This is a genomic window from Nocardiopsis listeri NBRC 13360 (genome assembly GCF_001570765.1).
Taxonomy (GTDB): Bacteria; Actinomycetota; Actinomycetes; order Streptosporangiales; family Streptosporangiaceae; genus Nocardiopsis; species Nocardiopsis listeri.
Window position 1 is genome coordinate 21,346 of the sequence record NZ_BCSH01000037.1, and the last position, 18,685, is coordinate 40,030.

Sequence of the window (18,685 nt, forward strand, 5' to 3'; positions counted from 1 at the left end):
GGTCAGACGGAACCACGCATGGAAAAGGGGCGGACCGGTGTTCGGTCCGCCCCTTCGGAGCCTTCGGAGCCTTCGGAGCCTTCGGGTCAGTGGGGGATCAGTGAGCGATCACGGTCTCGACGTCGCCGAAGCGTGCGATCTCACATCCGTTGCGCTTGTTGAACTCGGTGTCGATCTCGGTGTCCTCGATGTGACCGGTCACATGGGCCTCTTCGGGGCCACCGATCTGCATCGTGCACGCCATGTCGGAGGTGTCCATGGTGAACGGTTCGGTCCCGATCTCGTCGATCGTGGCGCAGGCGGCCTCGGGGTCGGGGTGGTCACCCCCGGCGGGCGAGCAGGTCAGTGTCCACGTGCCCTCCTCGAAGCCCTCCTGGACGGGCAGGTCGTCCTCACCGGACACCGAGGTCTCGATCACGAGCTCCACGGCGGCATCGCCACCGTCGGTGTCCTCGGCGTCCTCATCGTCTTCGTCGGTGGCGTCGGTCTCGGTCTCTTCGGGGGCTCCCGCGCCGGGGGTGGGTGCGTCCACCTCGGCGGGCTCGTTGCCGCAGGCCGTGATAAGCAGGCCAAGGGCTGCGAGAGCGGCGAGGCGGGTCGGCAGGGCCGTTGCGAAGGTGTGCGTACGCATACCGATTCGACGGAGAGCCGGATCACTCGGTTCCTCCGGTTCTCACATTCTTTGTACATACCTGACACAGGGGGTCACATGTTCGGTCGACAGGTCGCAGAGGTGCTGGTCGGCGAGGTACCCGAGGGCGGCTACCTCCTCGACGTCCGCGAGGACGACGAGTGGAACGCGGGGCACGCGCCGGACGCGGTGCACATCCCTCTCGGCGCACTGGGCGATCGTGTCGCCGAGGTGCCCAAGGACAAGAAGGTCTACGTCGTCTGCCGCGCGGGCGGGCGCTCGGCCCAGGCCACCATGGCGCTCAACCAGGCCGGCTGGGACGCGGTGAACGTGGCCGGCGGCATGCAGGCCTGGGAGCAGGCCGGACGGGACATGGAGACCGATTCGGACAGCGAGCCCCGGGTGATCTGAGCGCCGAATCCGGACGGATTGCGCAAAGGTCTGCCACTCGGAGGCTCCTGAGTGGCACTATGACGACGTGAGTTCCGAGCGCGCGCCCCTCAGCGCCGAAGCCATGCTCGCCTCTTCGGCGGACGCGGTCATCGGTATCGACGGCGAGCGCAGAGTCACCTTCTGGAATCCGGCGGCCGAACGGATGCTCGGCTGGTCCGCGGACGAGGTGATCGGTGGTGAACTACCGATCGTCCCGCCGGAGTTGAGGCCCGAGCACGGCGCGGTGCTCGAACAGGTGCGCGCCGGAACCCCGTTGACCATCTTCAGCCGCAGGATGCGCCGGGACGGGACCGCCTTGGACGTGCGGGTCAGCACCGGGTGCGTGTACGACGATCAGGGCCGGCACACCGGGTGGGTGCTGGTCCTCTACCCCCGAGAGAAGGAATCCCAGGCGCAGACCTCGGCGATGGAACGCGCCCGCCTGGTCCGCCGGCTCACCGACGTCGTCGCCGACATCAACGCCGAGCTCAGTCTCAAGTCGGTCCTGGACCGGATCACCAGCAGCCTCACCGAGCTCACCGGCGCCGACGCCGGCGGGTTCGTGCTGTTGGAGGAGGACAAGGTGCGGCTGGTCAGCCTCACCCACCTGTCCGGCGAGTTGTACGGGTTCAGCGCCTCGCTGGAGACCAGCCTGTTCGGTGAGCTGTTGCGCAGCGGCAAGTCCGTGCTGTTGGCCAACAGCGACACCCGCAGCCTGGAGGACCTCATCTGGGCCGACCTGCCCGGACTCCACACCATCGCCCTGTGCGTGTCCAACGCCCAGGGGCGTCCCTATGGCGCGCTGTACGCCTTGTACAGCCGGCGCAAGGTCGGGCACGTGGAGCTGGAGTTGCTGGAACTCCTGGCGTCGCACGCCGGGGTGGCGATCGGCAACGCGATGGCCTATGAGGAACTCAAGTTGCAGCGGGCGCGGGAACAGGCGGTCGCGGACTCCAGCGCGGACGGAATCGCGGTGCTGGACATCAACGGCAAGGTCCGTAAGTGGAACCGTTCCGCGACAGAGCTCACCGGCTACACCTTCGAGGAGATGGAGGGCAAACACCCGCCCTTCCCGATCCCGGTGGCCCACGGTGACCCGGTCAAGCACAAGAACGAGGGCGGTCGCTGGCTGGAGATCCTCATGGCGAGGATCCCCAGCACCGACGAATGGGTGGTGGACTTCCGCGACATCACGGCGCAGAAGGCCCTGGAGGAGGAACGCGAGTTCTTCCTGGCCAGCACAGGACACGAACTGCGGACCCCGGTCACGGTCATCCAGGGGTACGCGGCGATGCTGTCCCGCAAGGGCGAACGGCTGGGACCGGCCGGGCGCCAAGAGGCCAGCGAGATCATCCTCGACCGGGCACGGGCACTGGCCAAGCTGGTGGAGCGGCTTCGGCTGGGCTCGGACGTGGCCAGCGGCGAGATGACCCTGGACCGGGTCCCGTTCGACCTGGTGGAACTGCTCGGCCAGTCGGTGGCGGCGTTCCGGCCGTTGGCCCAGGGCCAGGAACTGGTGCTGGACTCGGAGGGCCCGCTGTGCACCGTGGGCGATCCACTGGTCACCGGCATGGTCATGGACCAGCTGTTGGAGAACGCGCTGAAGTTCTCGCCCGATGGCGGCCTGGTGCGGGTCCACGTGGACGTGGACGAGGACACGCTCACGATCCACGTGGACGACGAGGGCGTCGGCATCGACCCCGGTGACGAGGAACAGATCTTCGAGCGGTTCTTCCAGAGCGGGGAGCGGGGCGACCGCCGAGGATACGGAGGGCTCGGTATCGGTCTGTACATCGTGCGCCAGCTGGTCCGGGAGCAGGGTGGTGAGGTGACCGCGCAGCGGTTGACCAAGGGCACCCGGATGCGGGTCACCGTTCCCAGGCATCGAGGCGAGGATCCCGGCCCGGACGTGGTCCTGTCCGAATCCCACGTCCCGGGGGAGGGCGAAGGGGTGTCCTCTGCCCGTGCCTAGGCAGTGTTCTTGAGAGCCTCCGCTAGCGCTTCGTCCCACCCGTCGCCCGCCACCACCCTCGACGGACGGCCTGACGGCGCCCGAACGGGTGACCCCCGTGGTTGACGAACAGAACCTAGAACCCATGGGCACCAGTGCTCTCAGGAAACCCGAGAAACCCTGGAATTCAGATGATGAGGGGGCCGCACGCATCGTCGAGGGGCACGTGTCCGTAGTTTCACCTCGGGATTGGTTTCCTCCCCGGGTGTTCGGGGCATTTCCACCCCTGGTGGAATTCGCCGGCATACAATGGGCGGGTTCCGGGCCGGCTGATAAGCACGAACGCGCAGGGACGAAAGCCGTGACAGGAGACCACACCCCACTCGACGCCGAGGACCCCCAGAATCCTCGAGAAGTCGAGCGAAGCGTCACCCTTCCCTACGTTCCCGCAAGTGTCACCGACGCCAGACACGACCTTTGCGCGGATCTGCGGTCCCTACGGATCCGTGATTCCCTGGTCGACGACGCCGCCTTGATCCTCAGCGAGCTGGTCGGCAACGCGCTCCGTCACGCCGGTCCCCTGCCCGACGACACGGTGGGTGTCTCCTGGCGGTTGGCGGCGGACAAGGAGGCCTCCGGCGCCCGGTTGGAGATCGCGGTCCGCGACGGTGGGTCGACCACCACGCCGAGGGTGTTCCGTCCCTCGATCTCCGGGTTGGGCGGCCGTGGCCTGGGCATCGTCCAGACCCTGGCCGGACGTTGGGGCACCGAGAGGGACGAGACCACGACCACGGTCTGGGCGGTCCTGGACATCACCACCGACGACCTGCCCGGCGATGACGACGACGCCGTGACCGATTCACCCGTCTCCCTCCTGGAGCGGGCGCGTCGTGACCAGGACCGAGGCGTCGCCGAACCCGATCTGGACGTCCACCATGACGAACCGGCTTGGGGAGCCCTGCTCTGACCGGCCTCACTCTCGCTTCCGTCCCTGGTCATGGGCCCAGGAGTGGATGAACCTGACTGATGGCGCGAAACGCCGTCGGCGAGGTGGCCCGGCTCTTTCATGGGCGCTACAGTCACGACTGTGGAGTTGAAGATATCGAGCCGATCTCAAGATGACGTCGTGGTGGTAACCGTTGGCGGTGAGGTCGACCTGTACACGGCACCCCAGTTGCGCGACGAGCTCGTCGGTTCCCTCGAGGAGGGGACACGACGGCTGCTCGTGGACATGTCCCGGACGGAGTTCTGCGACTCGACCGGGATCAGTGTCCTGCTCGCGGCGATGAAGCGCGCCCGCGAGAAGGGCGGTGACCTGGAGATCGTGGCGCCCCGGCCCGCGGTCATGAAGGTCCTCGAAGTCACCGGGCTGCATGAGGTCTTCGCCATTCACTCCGACCTCGACGTGTTGCCGGTGGCCGCGGGAACCGGCACGGCACAGTAGCGGCCATGCCCCAGGAGCCGTACCGGCCCGGAGAAGCGGCCGGTGCGGCCGTCGCGGTGGTGATCCCCGCGAAGAACGAGGCCGAACGCATCGGAGCGACCGTCGGCGCCGCGCGCGGACTTCCCGGAGTGGACCTGGTCGTCGTGGTCGACGACGGGTCGATGGACGACACCGTGGCCCTGGCCCTGGCCGCCGGGGCCCGCGTGTTCCGACACAGCCGCAACCGCGGCAAGGGCGCCGCCATGGAGACCGGGGCCGAGGGGATCCGCCTGGTGGAGGAACACGAGGCGGCGTCGGGAACCGTGCACCCACCGCGCCACCTGTTGTTCCTCGACGCCGACCTCGCCGGTAGCGCTCAAGGCGCCGCCCCGTTGGTGACACCGGTGCTGGAGGGCACCGCGGACATGACCGTCGCCCTCTTCCCCTCCACTCGTCTACGCCTCGGCGGCCACGGGTTCGTGGTCAGCCTGGCCCGGAGCGGGGTCCACAAGGCCACCGGTTGGGAGCCGGAGCAGCCGTTGAACGGACAGCGCTGTTTGACCCGCTCGGCATTCGAGGCGGCGCGACCACTGGCCCCGGGGTTCGGCGTGGAGACCGGGCTGAGCATCGACGTCCTGCGCGCCGGTTTCCGTGTGGTGGAGGTCGAGGTGCCACTGGAGCACCGGGCGACCGGTACGGACCTGCGGGCCCAGATACACCGAGCGCACCAGTTCGTGGATGTGGCCAGGGCGTTGACCTCCCGGGAGCTGCGTCCGGCCCTGCATCGGACGTGGGGACGCACGGTCGGTGGTGTGCAGGACACTGGTCGGGAAATACCCGGGAAAATCGGGCAGATTACTCGCAAAAAACGCTAAGAGTAACCTCCTCGGTGCTATGCGTGGCGATACGCTCACGCTGTGTTCACTACCATTTTGGCTCTCATCGGACTGCTCATCGGACTGGGCGGCCTCGCCGTCGGCGGCTACGCGTTGCTTCGGGCCCGCGAGGCCCAAGACGAGTACCGGACCCTGGCCAAACGCGCGCTCGCCGTCAACGCCACCGGTTCGGACCCGCGTACCGTCCGCGACGTCGCGGTGCTGCACTACGACGCCCTGGAGGAGATGACCGGCGCACGCTCCTTCTCCTTGGCCCTGCTCAACAGCCACGGTGACGGCGTGGTGGTCACCTCCATAAACGGGCGTACCGAGACCCGTACCTACGCCAAGGTCGTCACCCGGGGCGAGCCCGAGGACCAGCTCAGCCCCGAGGAGTGCAGGGTGGTCCGGTCCGCGCGACTCGGCGACGGGATCGGCGCGACATCACCCGAGCCGGCGCGGGAAGAAGACGACACCGTACTCGCGGAAACGGAGAAGGACCTGGTCACCGTGGTGCCTGAACCCGAGAAGGGGACCGAGGCGGAGGAGACGATCGAGTCGGGTCTCGACGGCGCCGACGAGGCGCGCGCCCCGGAACCCAGGACCCCGGACTCCGAGATGACGGAATCCATGACTCCCGACTTCCGGAACTGATCCCATCTGCTCCACACGTCCCGTATAGCCTGAACAGCATGCCCAACCGTTACGCCTACCTCGGCCCCGAGGGCACCTTCACCGAGGCCGCCCTACGCGCGCTGCGCCCCGACGCTCCCGCGCAAGCCCGCGTTCCCTGCGATGGAGTGGCGGCGGTCTTCGACGCGGTTCGCGCCGGCACCGTGGACGGCGGGGTCGTACCTTTGGAGAACTCGGTCGAGGGCGGGGTCACCACCACCATCGCCGAACTCATCAACGGCGAACCCCTGCTCATCACCGGTGAGACCGCGGTTCCGGTCGAATTCGCGCTCTTCGCCCGGTCCGGAACCGTGTTGGAGGACGTCAAGCGGGTGGCCACGCACCCGCACGCCCTGGCCCAGTGCCGTGGCTGGCTGTCCCGGAACCTCCCGGACGCCGACACCCACACCGTGTCCTCCACCGCGGCCGCCGCCCGCGCGGTCTCCGAACCCGGATCGCCCTACGAGGCCGCGATCTGCGCCGTCATCGCCGGTGAACGCTACGGGCTGCACGCGCTGGCCACCGGGGTCGGTGACCGCTCCGACGCAGCCACCCGGTTCATCTACCTGTCGCGGGCCGGGGCCCTGCCCGAACCCACCGGGTCGGACCTGACCTCCCTGGTCGCCTTCATCGCCGACGACCACCCCGGCGCGCTCATCGAGGTGCTGAACCAGTTCGCCGTCCGCGGCGTCAACCTCACCCGCCTGGAGTCGCGCCCCACCGGCGACGGCCTCGGCAACTACTGCTTCAGCATCGACGCCGAAGGACACGTCGCCGACGCCCGTGTGGGCGAAGCGCTCATGGGTATCCGTCGGGTCTGCCGTGACGTCCGGTTCCTCGGCAGCTATCCGCGCCGCAGCAAGGGCACCGAACTCGACCCGCCGATGCGGCCGCGCGCGGCCACCGACGCCGACTTCGCCGAGGCGGAGCGCTGGCTCGCCCGTGTCCGCTCCGGCGTGATCGACTGAGGCGACCACCTCACCGGCGGTCGCCCGACCGCGCGCTCAACCGGTCTCGGAGAGGTCCTCCTCGTCGAACACCCACTCCTCGGTCGCGGCCCGACGCAGCTCCAGGTACAGCGCCAACCTCAGCGCGGTGTCCTGCGAACCCGCGTCGTCCAGCGCTTCCAGGGCTTCGGTGAGTTCCCCGGTCGTCATCTCACCCAGCGGTTTCACGACAGTCCCCCAAGCTCCGAACGCGCCGCCGGTGTCTCTCCCCGGCGGCCCTTCCTAGGAGGAAGACGGGGGAACGAGCCGTTCATGACGTGACCGCGGGGATAAAGATGTGGGGCCGGACCTGGGCGGGCGGTAACCTGCAAGGCGTGATCGACCTTCGCGCTCTTCGAGAAGACCCCGACCGACTCCGTGCATCGCAGCGGGCCCGCGGGGAGGACCCCTCCGTCGCCGACCGACTGCTCGAACTGGACACCAGTCGCCGTTCCGCGCTGACCCGGTTCGAAACCCTGCGCGCCGAACAGAAGAGCGTGGGCAAGTCCGTCTCCAAGGCGTCCCCGGAGGAGCGCGAGGAGCTCCTGACCAAGGCCAAGTCCCTGGCCGCCGAGGTCAAGGAGGCCGAGGCGGAGGCCGGGCGACTGGGCGAGGAGCTCGACACCGTCCTGGCCCGCGTGCCCAACCTCGTGGAGGAAGGCGCCCCGGAGGGCGGCGTCGACGACTTCGTGGTCCTGGAGACCTCGGGTGAGCCCCGCGAGTTCGACTTCACCCCGCGCGACCACCTGGAACTGGGCGAGATGCTCGGCGCCATCGACATGGAGCGCGGGGCCAAGGTCTCCGGCGCCCGGTTCTACTTCCTCACCGGCGTGGGCGCCCAGCTGGAGCTGGCGCTGCTCAACATGGCGATGAACCAGGCCATCGAGGCGGGCTTCACCCCGATGATCCCCCCGGTCCTGGTCAAGCCCGAGACCATGGAGGGCACCGGGTTCCTCGGTGAGCACTCCGACGAGATCTACCACCTGCCCGAGGACGACCTGTACCTGGTCGGCACCTCGGAGGTGGCCCTGGCCGGGTACCACGGTGGGGAGATCCTGCCGGCGGACGCCCTGCCCAACCGGTACATCGGCTGGTCGTCGTGCTTCCGTCGGGAGGCCGGCTCCTATGGCAAGGACACCCGGGGCATCATCCGCGTCCACCAGTTCAACAAGGTGGAGATGTTCGTCTACACCCACCCGGACCAGGCCCACGAGGAGCACGAGCGGCTCCTGGCCTGGGAGCGGCGGATGCTCGACAAGCTCGACCTGCCCTACCGCGTGGTGGACATCGCCGGTGGCGACCTGGGCACCAGCGCCGCCCGCAAGTACGACTGCGAGGCGTGGGTCCCCACCCAGGAGACCTACCGTGAACTGACCTCCACCTCGAACTGCACCGACTTCCAGGCTCGACGTCTCAACGTCCGCTACCGCGACGAGGACGGTAAGCCGCGCTTCGCCGCGACCCTCAACGGCACGTTGGCCACCACCCGGTGGATCGTCGCCATCCTGGAGAACCACCAGCGCGAGGACGGCTCCGTGGTCGTCCCCGAGGCGCTGCGCCCGTACCTGGGCAAGGACGTCCTGGAGCCGATCCAGACTCCCAAGGGCAAGAAGAGGTAGCGCGCCCACGCTCGCACACGAACACGCGGGAGCCCGGAGGACCTCGGTCGAGGTCCTCCGGGCTCCCGTTCGTTCGGGCGGAGCTCGGGGCGCGACGCCTACAGGTAGGGGCCCGACCCCATGCTCGAACGGTCCTGCTCCTCACCCGGGCCACCGGGGCCCTGCGTCTGGAGACCGGCCACGCCGGGCGGCAGCGCCTTGCGCATGTTCTCCAGCTGGGCACGGGCGGCCATCTGCTGGGCGACCAGGGTGGTCTGGATGCCGTGGAACAGGCCCTCCAGCCAACCCACCAGCTGTGCCTGGGCGATCCGGAGCTCGGCGTCGCTGGGCGCGGCTCCGTCCGCGAAGGGCAGGGTGAGCCGTTCGAGTTCCTCGATCAGCTCCGGCGCGAGACCGTCCTCCAGCTCCTTGATCGAGGAGGTGTGGATCTCCTTCAACCGGGAGCGGCTGGCCTCGTCCAGCGGAGCCGCCTTCACCTCTTCAAGGAGTTGACGGATCATGCTGCCGATCCGCATGACCTTGGCGGGTTGCTCCACCATGTCCGCGAGTGAGCGCGTCTCCTCCGCGCCCTCGCCCCCGTCGTCCTCGTGATCGGCGTCCGCGCCCACCACCAGGACCCGAGGCTCCTTCTGTTCGTCTGCGTTGCTCATCGATCCCCTAGTTCGGCTGTGTTCGGCACGCGTTCAACGGGCGAGAAGGATCTTGCCGGTGTGCGCGCTCGATTCCATGACACGATGCGCCTCCGTCGCGTCCCGCAGGGGCACCGTACGGTCGATGACGGGGCGGATGGTTCCATTTTCTACCAACGGCCAAACCTGCTCCAGTACTCCCGAGACGATCTCCGCCTTCTCCGCGGCCGGGCGGGAACGGAGCGTGGTCGCCTGTACCGAGAGCCGTTTGACCAGCATGCGGCCCAGGTCGATCTCCGAACGGCGCCCGCCCATCAGGCCGATGATCACCAGCCGGCCGTTGGTGGCCAACGAACGCAGGTTGGCGTCCAGGTACGACCCGCCCATGATGTCGAGGACGACGTCAGCTCCGCCCTCGGCGCGCAGCCGTTCGGTGAAGTCCTCGGTCCTGTAGTTGATGGTGATCTCGGCGCCCAGTTCCCGGCAGCGCGCGAGTTTCTCGTCGCTGCCCGCGGTGACCGCCACACGGGCGCCCATGGCGCGCGCGAACTGGATCGCGAACGTGCCGATGCCGCTGCCGCCGCCGTGCACCAGGACGGTCTCGCCGGCCTTCAACCGGCCCGCCATCACCAGGTTCGACCACACGGTGCAGGCCACCTCGGGCAGCGCCGCCGCCTCCACCAGGTCCAGGCCGGGCGGGATCGGCAGGAGTTGGCCGGCCGGTACCGCCACCCGTTCCGCGTAGCCGCCACCGGACAACAGGGCGCACACCCGGTCGCCCACGGACCTGCCCTCGACACCGGGACCGACCTCGACGATGGTTCCCGAGCACTCCAGCCCGGGGTACTCGGAGGCACCGGGCGGGGGCGCGTAGTCGCCCTGGCGTTGGGCGACGTCGGCGCGGTTGACCGCCGTGGCCGCCACGTCCACCAGGACCTCACCTTCCTTGAGGACGGGGTCTGGTACCTCTGACCAGGACAGGACCTCGGGGCCGCCGGGTTCGATGATTCGGATCGCGTGCATGGGGCGACAGTACCCATGACCGACCCGTGGAGTACATCGGAAGGATCGAAGACTGTTCAGGTGACCGGGAAGGATGCTTGGGTGGGCTCGCAGGGGTATGAGACCCCTCGAGGGCTCGATCCCGACATCTCCCACGGGAGGGCCCACCTCCACAGCAAGCCCCTTGACGCAGGAGAAACCCCGGTGGCACAGCACGAACACAACGGGTCAGGCGCCGAGTCGGAGTCGCCGGACCGATCCGAGCCGATCCGGCGTCCCCTGGGCGCTGCGGAGGAACTCGACGAACCGGCCACCGAGTCCACACCGGGCCCCTCCACCCCCAGCCCCCGCGAGCAGTGGTTCGGCGGGTTCGAGGGTGAGGCTCCCCCGCCCCCGCCCTACGCCCGGTTGCCCGAGGACACCCCACCGCCGGTGCCCGGGACCGCCTACGCCGCACCGGATCCAGAAGCGGAGTCGGTGGCCGGGGTCGAGGACGACAACGACGAGGACACCGGCGACGAGCCGGCGGAGACGGGTGGCGGCACGGTCCGGCTCATGCCCGGCGTCCGCCGGAGCGGGTCGGGGGACACCCCGTGGCGGGAGGAGGAGCCCCGGATTCCGCCACGGCCCTCACGACCCGGCCGGGTCGGTCGCGAGGACCAGGACCCGCTCGGCCCCCGCCGGATACGAGGTGACTCGGACGTCCCCGAACCCGAACAACTCCCGCCCCTGGAGGCGGAGCGGACCGAACGGTCGGACGTGGCCTCGCCGGAGCCGGTGGAACGGGCCGAACCCCTTCGGGACCGTTCCGGTCAGGTTTCCAGTGGCCGGAACGGTCCGTCCGCAACCACTGGGTCCACCGGGTCCACCGGGACGATCGAGCCCACCGGGCCGACGGAGGGCACCGAGAAGCGGGAACGCGGCGGTGACCTTGTCTCCCGGGGTACTTCTTCGTCCTTTCGACCATCCGAGTACGAACCCGGGGTGACCTCCGACGCGCTCAACGCCGCCACCCTGGTCCGCAACCGGCGCCAAGGGCCCACCGGGGGGTGGCGCCGCGCCGTGCACACGGCCAGCCTCGGCCTGATCAACCCGGGGGAGTCCCCCAAGGTCCTGCGCGAACGCGAACTCGTCGCCCGGGCCAGCACCCCCGTCGCCACCGGACATCACCGGGTCGCGGTGCTCAGCCTCAAGGGCGGTGTCGGCAAGACCACCACCACCGTCGCCCTCGGCGCGACACTCGGTTCCCTGCGCGGTGACCGGGTCCTGGCCGTCGACGCCAACCCCGACCGAGGCACCCTCTCGGACAAGGTGCGGTTGGAGACCGCCGCCACCATCCGCGACCTGCTCAACGAGCGCCACCTGGTGTCGCGGTACGCCGACATCCGTGGCTTCACCTCCCAGGCGCCCAGCCGGTTGGAGATCCTCGCCTCCGACCGGGACCCCGCGGTCTCCGAGGCGTTCAGCGACGAGGACTACCGCGAGGTGGCCCGCATCGTCGAGCACTTCTACTCGATCTGCATCACCGACTGCGGCACCGGTCTGTTGCACTCGGCCATGAGCGGTGTCCTCGGCCTCGCCGACCAGGTGGTGCTGGTCAGCTCCGCATCCGTGGACGGTGCGCGCAGCGCCAGCGCCACCCTGGACTGGCTCGAAGCGCACGGCCACGGCGCTCTCGTGGCCGGTGCCGTCGTGGTGCTGTCCATGGTGCGTTCCAACAGCAAGAGCAGCGTCGACCTCGACCGTTTGGAGGACCACTTCGCCGGACGATGCCGCTCGGTCGTGCGGGTTCCCTGGGACGGTCACCTGGAGGAGGGCGCGGAGGTCGACCTCGACCGCCTGGCCCCCGCCACCAAGGACGCCTACCTGCAACTGGCCGCGAACGTCGGGGAGGCCTTCGCCCACCACCGCTGACCCGGGGGAGGCCCAGGGGAGGGGGAGGCGACGCTTGGCCCCTACCCCTCTGGTTTATGGGTGGGCGGGCACGACAATGCAAGGGAGGGGAAGGGGTGGACATGAACGCTCAGGAACGCCCACCGGCGATCATCGTGGGGGTGGACGGCTCACCGGCCGCGCACGCGGCGCTGGTGTGGGCCACGGAGGTGGCCGCCAGGCGAGGTGAACAGCTACGGATCGTGCACGGCCTGGGCATGCCCATGGTGATGGGCGTCTTCACCTCAGGCGAGTCCGAGAGGTACGAGGCCGACGACCGGACTCGTGAGGCAGGCCACCGGCTGCTCACCGAAAGCGCCGAGTACGCGCGTGGGGCACGCCCCGACCTGGACGTCGCCATCGTCCTCGCGCCCGAGGACGCGCCGGCGGTCCTGTTGAACGAGGCCGCGCGTGGTGACGTCATCGTCGTCGGCTCGCGGGGATTGGGGGCGGTCCGGGCCATCATGCTCGGTTCCGTCAGCTCCCGCACGGCCTCGCACGCCCCTTGTCCGGTGGTGGTCGTGCCCGAGGACGGGGACGGGAACGAACGACATCACGGCAAGGTCGTCGTCGGTGTCGACGGCTCGGAGTCCTCGCGACGGGCTCTGCGGTTCGCCCTGCGGCACGCCCTGCTCACCGGTTCCTCCGTCGAGGTGGTCAACAGCTGGGAGGTGCCCCTGCCACAGGACGCCGAGTCCCTGGCGGTGGACGCCGAGGCGATGCACGAGGAGGTGTTCGACCGCCAGTCCGAGGAGATCGTCGCGGGAGTGCTCGCCGAGGTCGTCGACGACCAGACCGAGGACCTGGACATCTCCGCCGTTCGGATGCAGGACGACCCGGTCGAGGCGCTGATCCGTGCTTCACGGGACGCCGACCTCCTCGTCGTGGGGTCCCGAGGAAGAGGAGGGGTGCGGGGGCTCATCATGGGCTCCACGAGCCAGGGGGTCCTGCACCACGCGAAGGTTCCGGTGGCGGTCCTGCCACCACATTCGGACGAAACAGACTAATGGGCACGCTTCGGTGACCTTCGGCCTGTGCCGTTCACGCATGAATTTGCTCTACTCGGTGATGATGGGCAGCAGCGCAAAGGGGGATTCATGGCAGACAACAAGGTGGTCGTCGGTGTCGACGGTTCCCACCAGTCTCAGGCCGCGCTCGAATGGGCCTCGGCCGAAGCCGTTCGACGCGGCGTCTCACTTCACATCGTCCACGCCCTGGGGATGCCGCTGATCGTCTCGGCCTACGGGGGGCCGCAGCGTTTCCAGCCGACCAACGAGATGTCCGGTCAGGCGGACGCCGTCGTCACCGCGGCCAAGGAGAAGGCCGAGAAGCTACAGCCTTCGCTGACGATCGAGACCGTCACCGCGCTGGAGGAGGCTCCGCTGGCGTTGATCCGGCAGAGCCACCCGCACGACCTCATCGTTCTGGGCAGTAGGGGACTCGGTTCCGTGGCCGCCCTCTTCGTGGGTTCGGTCAGCGTCCGTGTCTCCGCTCAGGCGCCCTGCCCCGTCGTGGTGGTGCCGTCCGAGAACGGCAAGCCCACCAGGACCAGGCTGGACCGCGTCGTCGTCGGAGTGGACGACTCCAAGAACGCCCGCCGTGCCCTGGGACTGGCGGTGGAACTCACCGCCGAGACCGAGGGTGAACTGGTCGTCGTCAACAGCTGGGAGGTGCCCTTCCCGTATGACCCGGTCGCCATGACCTCGGCGGGGTACCAGCCCCAGGACGACGTCTTCGAGAAGCAGTCCGAGGCGCTCGTCGCCGAGCTGCTGGCCAACGTCATGGACGATCAGCGCGAGGACGTCAACGTCCAGGTCTCCGTGGTCCGGACCCAGTCCAACCCGGTGAACGCTCTGCTGGAGGCTTCCGCGGACACCAACGCCGACGCCATCGTCGTCGGTTCGCGGGGCCGGGGGAGCGTTCGAGGCCTGCTGTTGGGTTCGGTCAGCCAGGGGATCCTGCACCGGTCGAAGGTCCCGGTCGTGGTCCTGCCCAAGCACGCCGACGAAGACGATTAGTCGACAAGGGCGCCTGTCCCACGCCGCCGGAGCGGGATAGAGTGTCCTCGGGAAATGCATTGGGTAATGCATGCGGAAGGCCCCGATCGTTCTGGTCGGGGCCTTCCGCCTTCTCGACTACTCGCGGACGGTACGGAGCAGCGCCGACCACTCAGCGGACACGAACACCAGGTTCCCGGCCTCGCGATTCTGTGTGTCGCGTACCGCTGCTGCGGACGGCAGGTCGGCGACCTCCACGCAGTTCTGGTCGCGGGCGCCGCTATAGGAGGACTTTCTCCAGGTTGTCGGTGTGAGGTGGGAAAAGCTGCTCATGGGAGTGCCGCTTCCTTACGTCGGGGAGTCGAGCAGAGATCTGATCAGCGCCAGGGAATCCTCTACCGAGAGCGCGGTGGCCTGGACGTGCCTCCACAGAGTCTCGTATGCCTCGATCTGATGAGGTTCTTCCAGATAGAGCTCATCCGACCAGGTGGATACGTACACCGTGGACGGGTCGGTTCCTGGAAAGTCCAAGATGACGAACGGCGCTGTGAGCGCGGCATGTGGTCCGACCCTGTCGGGGATCACCTGGAGCCCGAGCCGGGGAGTCTGTACGTCCAAAAGGTGCTGGAGTTGTTCTGAGTCGCTCTTGCGCAGGGCCGCTTCATCGATGATGGCCCAGTACAGCGGGGCGCCCGGGGTGGCCAAGACCTGTTTGCGAAGCATGCGCGCCTGCACCCGCCGGTCAAGCTCGTCTTCGTCGGTGACCCCACCAGAGCGAACGACGGCCCGGGCGTACTCTTCCGTTTGGAGCAGACCGGGGATGGCCAGTGCCTCGAACGTCCTGATCGAGCGGGTCTCGGCCTCCAAACCGACGAACGTTCCGCTGCCGAGCACATCCGAGTAGGACACCCACCATCCTGGTTTCCTGGCCTGCTTCACCAGGGCCAGGAACTCCGAACGTTGATCGTCATCGGTCACTTCATAGACGTCGAGAAGATCTTCGATATCTCGGGCACTCGGCCTTTTCCACTGGTTCTGCTCGATGTGGGTGAGCTTGCCCCGCGACCACCCGAGCTGTTTCGTGACCGCTTGGGCAGTGACCCCGGCTTCTTCGCGAAGCCCACGAAGTAGGTAGCTCAGTCGACGCCTGCGGACGGTGGGGCTTCCAGACACATCGCTCCTTCGGGGTCGGTGCTGGGCCGATCCTACGTCGAACCTCGCACTCTGGGTCATTTGCGCATCCACCAACATTTTTCGTGGCTGCCACGGAAAGTATATTCGACCAAATAAAACTTTGGCATTGCGATTTTGGCGACCAGAGTAGAAGATGGCTTTACCCAATGCAGCGCCGGCCCTCCCAGCCGGCACCCGAACCAGGAGGTGTGCGTCCATGGCGCCCCGATACCTGAACCAGTCCGGACCGGCTTCCGTGCCCCGGTGCACGGAAGAGGTGCTCCGTCAGCGCCGCCCCCGCCGTGCCTCCCGGGTGCGTGCCTACGCCCACTTGTGGCCGGCCACTCGCACGCCCCACATTCCGCAGCCCCGTCCGCCCATGGACGACCTCCCCCTGCTCCTTCGGGTTCTCGACGGTCTCCACCGCATCCCGGTGGCGGCCTAGATGAGCGACCCGACCAACCCGCGCCCCACACCAAGGCCGCGGCAGGAACTCCCCGACGCTCCGGTCCCGCTGTGCACCGAGACGCACCTCAACGCATGCGGTTCCCCCCGCCGCTGCTGCCTGCTCACCGGCCACGGGGGTGACCACATGGAGGCCGGCGGCGACACCTGGGAACCGCCCTCCGTCGTGTTGGCGCGCTTGTACGAACGTTGGGGGCGCACCCACCGCTTCGCTTGGACGGGCCGGTTCTGGATGGCCACCCATCACAACCCCCGCAGCCACTGGCGCAGCGAGATCGAACCCACCCCGGAACTCCTGGAAGCGAGCCTGCGCCGCCATCACGGTGCTCCCTCTGGTCCCGACCCCGAGAACGCACCCCTCACCCCCGAAGAGGAACGTGCCTGGCAACGACAAGGCGAGCGGTTCAAGCGCGAATGGGGCTTAACGGAGCCGGGCAGCGGTTAGAGATCTCCGCGCCCCTCTGCGCGGGGCTCCGCTGGGACACACGCTGGGCCCGTCCCTCTTCCTTCCCCGTCTGGAAGAGGGACGGGCCCGGTGTCCGGCACAGCCGGTCGACATCCAAGGTTCAAGATTTGCGTTCTGAGGCCGGGATCGATGCCTGCCTCAACGCCTGGCCGAACGACTTCGTGACTAGGGGGCGTCCTCGCCCGGTCGGGGACGGTCATGACAGTCGATGTCCTGCGGCTCCTGACCGTCGATGAGGTAGGCCTCCACCGCATCGGCGACACACGGGTACATCTGGTCCCCTTCGTCGTCCGTGAGGGAGGAGCCGTAGTAGACGTGGCCACCGTTGTCGACGACGCTCACCAGCGGGCTGTCGAGCCGATCGGCCATGTTGGCCGCGCCCTGGTACGGGGTCCTGGAGTCGAACTCGCCGGCGATGACGAGTGCCGGGGTCTCCCACTCGCGGGTCAGGTCGACGGTGGGCTCGGTCGGCTGGTTCTCGGAGAACAGGCACACCGGTGGTCCGGCCTGCGACGCCGCCTGACCGAAGTCGTGTGACTCCCGGAGCTCGCGCACGTCGGCCCGGTACTGATCGGGATCCGTGGGCCATTCGGCCTCGCAGAGGAGCGACCAGACCAGGTGCGGGGGACCCTCCAGCCGTCCCAGCTGTTCCTCGGCCTCCTCCGGGTCCTCCGGCGGCATCGGCATGTCGGGCTCCCCCGGGGGCTCGGGGGCCTCCGGAAGGGGGGTCTCCTCGACCAGGGCCTTGAACAACAAGGCCGACTCGTCCCAGGCCCCTTGGTCGTCGGCCGAGATGCTCACCAGGCTGCGGAAGTAGTCCTCGTCGTAGATCATCCCGCTCTCGGCTTCCCGGGGTTCCTCCCGGAGCCGCTCGGAGGTCTGTTCGAACGAGCGCAAGACTTCTTCTCGCGTGGCCCCGAAGTCGAACTCGTCGTCACGCTCGGCCAGCCAGTCCGTGTAGCGCTCGACGTTGTCGGTCGCGGCCTGGGACTGGGACAGGAAGTTCTCGCGCCAGACCCCGTCGGGGTCGACGGCCGAGTCGAGCACGGCCCGGTCGAGTCGCTCGGGGAAGAGGGTTCCGTAGACCGCGCCCAGGTAGGTGCCGTAGGAGGCGCCGAGGTAGTCGATCTGTTCCTCCCCCAACACCGCGCGGACGACGTCCATGTCGCGGGCGGTGTTGGCGGTGGTGAAGTGGGGGCGCAGGTCGCCATCGGCCTCGTCGCAAGCCTTGGCGTACTCGCGCTGGTCGTCGAAGTGCTGTTCGAGCTCCTCGTCGGTGGGGTGCGTGTCAAGGAGGGGAGGGTCGATCTCACAGTCGAGCCAGGTCGAGGCGCCCAGGCCTCGCGGGTCCATGCCGATGACGTCGTAGACCTCTCCGAGCGGGGTGGAGCCGATCTCGTCCGCGGTCAAACGCCCGGTCGCACCGGGTCCGCCCGGGTTGGTGAACAGGACGCCCTGTCGTTCCCCCTCGTCGACCTGGGCGGGCCGGCGGCTCACCCCCACGTGGATCCGTTCGCCCTCGGGGGCGTCGTAGTCGAGTGGCACCTCCACCGTCGCGCAGTCGAGACCGGTGAGGAAGAAGTCCTCGCACTCTTCCCAGTCCACGTTCTGGTCGTGGAAGGCGGCCAACGCCCGGTCCTCGGCGGGCTCTTGTCGGTCGTCGGCGAAGGAATCCGACGGTAGCGCGCCGGTCAGGGAGAGCGCGAGGCCGGTCGTGACCACGGCGGCTCCCGCTCCCGTCAATATGTTCGCTCTTCCCACTGCGCATTCCTCGCTCGTTCGGCCACCGGTCTCGTACTCCACGGCCGGAAGCGCTTATCGGCTGGCGTTCGAGTGGCAATCTAGTGAGGGGAGCACCGCGGGCGGATCCACCTGGCTGACGAAACCGGGGGTGGCGATAGTAGGGCTCTCGGGCACCCGGGAACGGCTCGTCACCGACGAAAGTCGATGGACCACGAGCACAGGCCATCGAGGCCTTCCGCGCGGCAGTCCTCTGGCGGTGCACCCGCCGACCTGTACCGCTCGTCCTCTCCGAGTCCGCAGGTATCAACGAGCCGGATACCGCACGTGCCGCACAACGCGGCGCTGACCTGCACGAAGCGGCCCGACGATCGCCTGTTCCCGGTCCGGTGGGACGAGCTCGTGGGCGTGATGGAGGACGTCTGGCGGAAGGCGCTGGCCACCGACCTCGGGAACGACGAAGGCCGATGCGCCGGTCCATGTGCGATGGACCCGGCTCACCGGCCTTTTCTTCTTCCCCAGTGGGCCTCTGACCTGGGGACTCTGCGGAGGGTGTGGGATTTGAACCCACGAAGCCCCGTCAAGGACTTGGTGCTTTTCAAGAGCACTGCACTCGGCCGCTATGCGAACCCTCCAGGCGAGAGCCGTGGCTCTCTCCGCCAGACATGGTAGCTCACAGCGGGAGCTTCGGC

At 68.5% G+C, this 18,685-nt stretch carries 20 protein-coding genes and 1 tRNA gene; 13 read left to right on the forward strand and 8 right to left on the reverse strand.

The window, feature by feature from the left end:
* Positions 1-97 precede the first annotated feature (97 nt).
* Positions 98-631, reverse strand: coding sequence for an SSI family serine proteinase inhibitor (locus tag NLI01S_RS12455; RefSeq protein ID WP_067603879.1), 534 nt, complete (start codon positions 629-631; stop codon positions 98-100).
* Between the two features lie 78 nt (positions 632-709).
* Here NLI01S_RS12455 and NLI01S_RS12460 point away from each other — a divergent pair, with 78 nt between their 5' ends.
* The 7 genes from NLI01S_RS12460 (at position 710) to pheA (ending at position 6,952) form a co-directional block, all read left to right on the forward strand.
* Complete coding sequence (locus tag NLI01S_RS12460; protein WP_067603881.1) at positions 710-1,042, forward strand: rhodanese-like domain-containing protein; 333 nt, start codon at positions 710-712, stop codon at positions 1,040-1,042.
* Positions 1,043-1,109: 67 nt separating this feature from the next.
* Entirely contained in the window at positions 1,110-3,035 is a 1,926-nt protein-coding gene (locus NLI01S_RS12465; protein WP_067603883.1) for a PAS domain S-box protein, read from the forward strand.
* Between the two features lie 340 nt (positions 3,036-3,375).
* Positions 3,376-3,981, forward strand: coding sequence for an ATP-binding protein (locus NLI01S_RS12470; RefSeq protein WP_067603885.1), 606 nt, complete (start codon positions 3,376-3,378; stop codon positions 3,979-3,981).
* A 120-nt stretch (positions 3,982-4,101) separates the two neighbouring features.
* The gene (locus NLI01S_RS12475) at positions 4,102-4,458 is read left to right on the forward strand and encodes an STAS domain-containing protein (RefSeq protein WP_223809216.1); all 357 of its coding nucleotides are present in this window, start codon (positions 4,102-4,104) and stop codon (positions 4,456-4,458) included.
* 5 nt (positions 4,459-4,463) lie between these two features.
* Positions 4,464-5,312, forward strand: a complete 849-nt coding sequence (locus NLI01S_RS12480; protein ID WP_067603886.1) for a glycosyltransferase family 2 protein — start codon at positions 4,464-4,466, stop codon at positions 5,310-5,312.
* A 42-nt stretch (positions 5,313-5,354) separates the two neighbouring features.
* Positions 5,355-5,966: a DUF4446 family protein gene (locus tag NLI01S_RS12485; protein ID WP_067603888.1), complete on the forward strand. Its 612-nt coding sequence runs from the start codon at positions 5,355-5,357 to the stop codon at positions 5,964-5,966.
* 38 nt (positions 5,967-6,004) lie between these two features.
* Entirely contained in the window at positions 6,005-6,952 is a 948-nt protein-coding gene (gene pheA, locus NLI01S_RS12490; RefSeq protein ID WP_067603890.1) for a prephenate dehydratase, read from the forward strand.
* 36 nt (positions 6,953-6,988) lie between these two features.
* On the opposite strand, the gene NLI01S_RS26015 is transcribed toward pheA, so the two are convergent.
* The gene (locus tag NLI01S_RS26015; RefSeq protein WP_190318449.1) at positions 6,989-7,159 is read right to left on the reverse strand and encodes a hypothetical protein; all 171 of its coding nucleotides are present in this window, start codon (positions 7,157-7,159) and stop codon (positions 6,989-6,991) included.
* A 146-nt stretch (positions 7,160-7,305) separates the two neighbouring features.
* Here NLI01S_RS26015 and serS point away from each other — a divergent pair, with 146 nt between their 5' ends.
* Entirely contained in the window at positions 7,306-8,589 is a 1,284-nt protein-coding gene (gene serS / locus NLI01S_RS12495) for a serine--tRNA ligase (protein ID WP_067603980.1), read from the forward strand.
* Between the two features lie 98 nt (positions 8,590-8,687).
* On the opposite strand, the gene NLI01S_RS12500 is transcribed toward serS, so the two are convergent.
* Together NLI01S_RS12500 and NLI01S_RS12505 are read right to left on the reverse strand one after the other, a co-directional pair.
* Entirely contained in the window at positions 8,688-9,239 is a 552-nt protein-coding gene (locus NLI01S_RS12500; RefSeq protein WP_067603892.1) for a bacterial proteasome activator family protein, read from the reverse strand.
* Between the two features lie 33 nt (positions 9,240-9,272).
* Positions 9,273-10,241 (reverse strand): NAD(P)H-quinone oxidoreductase, encoded by a 969-nt coding sequence (locus NLI01S_RS12505; protein ID WP_067603894.1) that lies wholly within the window; start codon positions 10,239-10,241, stop codon positions 9,273-9,275.
* A gap of 183 nt (positions 10,242-10,424) precedes the next feature.
* Here NLI01S_RS12505 and NLI01S_RS25250 point away from each other — a divergent pair, with 183 nt between their 5' ends.
* The 3 genes from NLI01S_RS25250 to NLI01S_RS12520 all read left to right on the forward strand — a co-directional run bounded on the left by NLI01S_RS25250 (position 10,425) and on the right by NLI01S_RS12520 (position 14,170).
* Positions 10,425-12,134, forward strand: a complete 1,710-nt coding sequence (locus NLI01S_RS25250; protein WP_084392536.1) for a MinD/ParA family ATP-binding protein — start codon at positions 10,425-10,427, stop codon at positions 12,132-12,134.
* 101 nt (positions 12,135-12,235) lie between these two features.
* Positions 12,236-13,159 carry a universal stress protein gene (locus NLI01S_RS12515; protein WP_067603985.1) on the forward strand — a complete coding sequence of 308 codons (924 nt, stop codon included), beginning with the start codon at positions 12,236-12,238 and terminating at the stop codon, positions 13,157-13,159.
* A 90-nt stretch (positions 13,160-13,249) separates the two neighbouring features.
* Entirely contained in the window at positions 13,250-14,170 is a 921-nt protein-coding gene (locus NLI01S_RS12520) for a universal stress protein (RefSeq protein ID WP_190318450.1), read from the forward strand.
* 117 nt (positions 14,171-14,287) lie between these two features.
* Here the strand turns inward: NLI01S_RS12520 and NLI01S_RS12525 are convergent, their stop codons facing one another.
* Positions 14,288-14,482: a DUF397 domain-containing protein gene (locus NLI01S_RS12525; RefSeq protein WP_067603896.1), complete on the reverse strand. Its 195-nt coding sequence runs from the start codon at positions 14,480-14,482 to the stop codon at positions 14,288-14,290.
* Between the two features lie 15 nt (positions 14,483-14,497).
* On the reverse strand, positions 14,498-15,322 hold the full coding sequence (locus tag NLI01S_RS12530) for a helix-turn-helix domain-containing protein (protein ID WP_067603987.1): 825 nt from the start codon (positions 15,320-15,322) through the stop codon (positions 14,498-14,500).
* A gap of 217 nt (positions 15,323-15,539) precedes the next feature.
* On the opposite strand from NLI01S_RS12530, the gene NLI01S_RS12535 reads away from it, so the two are divergent.
* Positions 15,540-15,767: a hypothetical protein gene (locus tag NLI01S_RS12535; RefSeq protein WP_067603898.1), complete on the forward strand. Its 228-nt coding sequence runs from the start codon at positions 15,540-15,542 to the stop codon at positions 15,765-15,767.
* Entirely contained in the window at positions 15,768-16,232 is a 465-nt protein-coding gene (locus NLI01S_RS26385) for a hypothetical protein (protein ID WP_223809217.1), read from the forward strand.
* A gap of 186 nt (positions 16,233-16,418) precedes the next feature.
* Here the strand turns inward: NLI01S_RS26385 and NLI01S_RS12545 are convergent, their stop codons facing one another.
* Entirely contained in the window at positions 16,419-17,975 is a 1,557-nt protein-coding gene (locus NLI01S_RS12545) for an alpha/beta fold hydrolase (protein WP_190318451.1), read from the reverse strand.
* 564 nt (positions 17,976-18,539) lie between these two features.
* Positions 18,540-18,628: transfer RNA gene (locus NLI01S_RS12550), tRNA-Ser, on the reverse strand.
* Positions 18,629-18,685 lie beyond the last annotated feature (57 nt).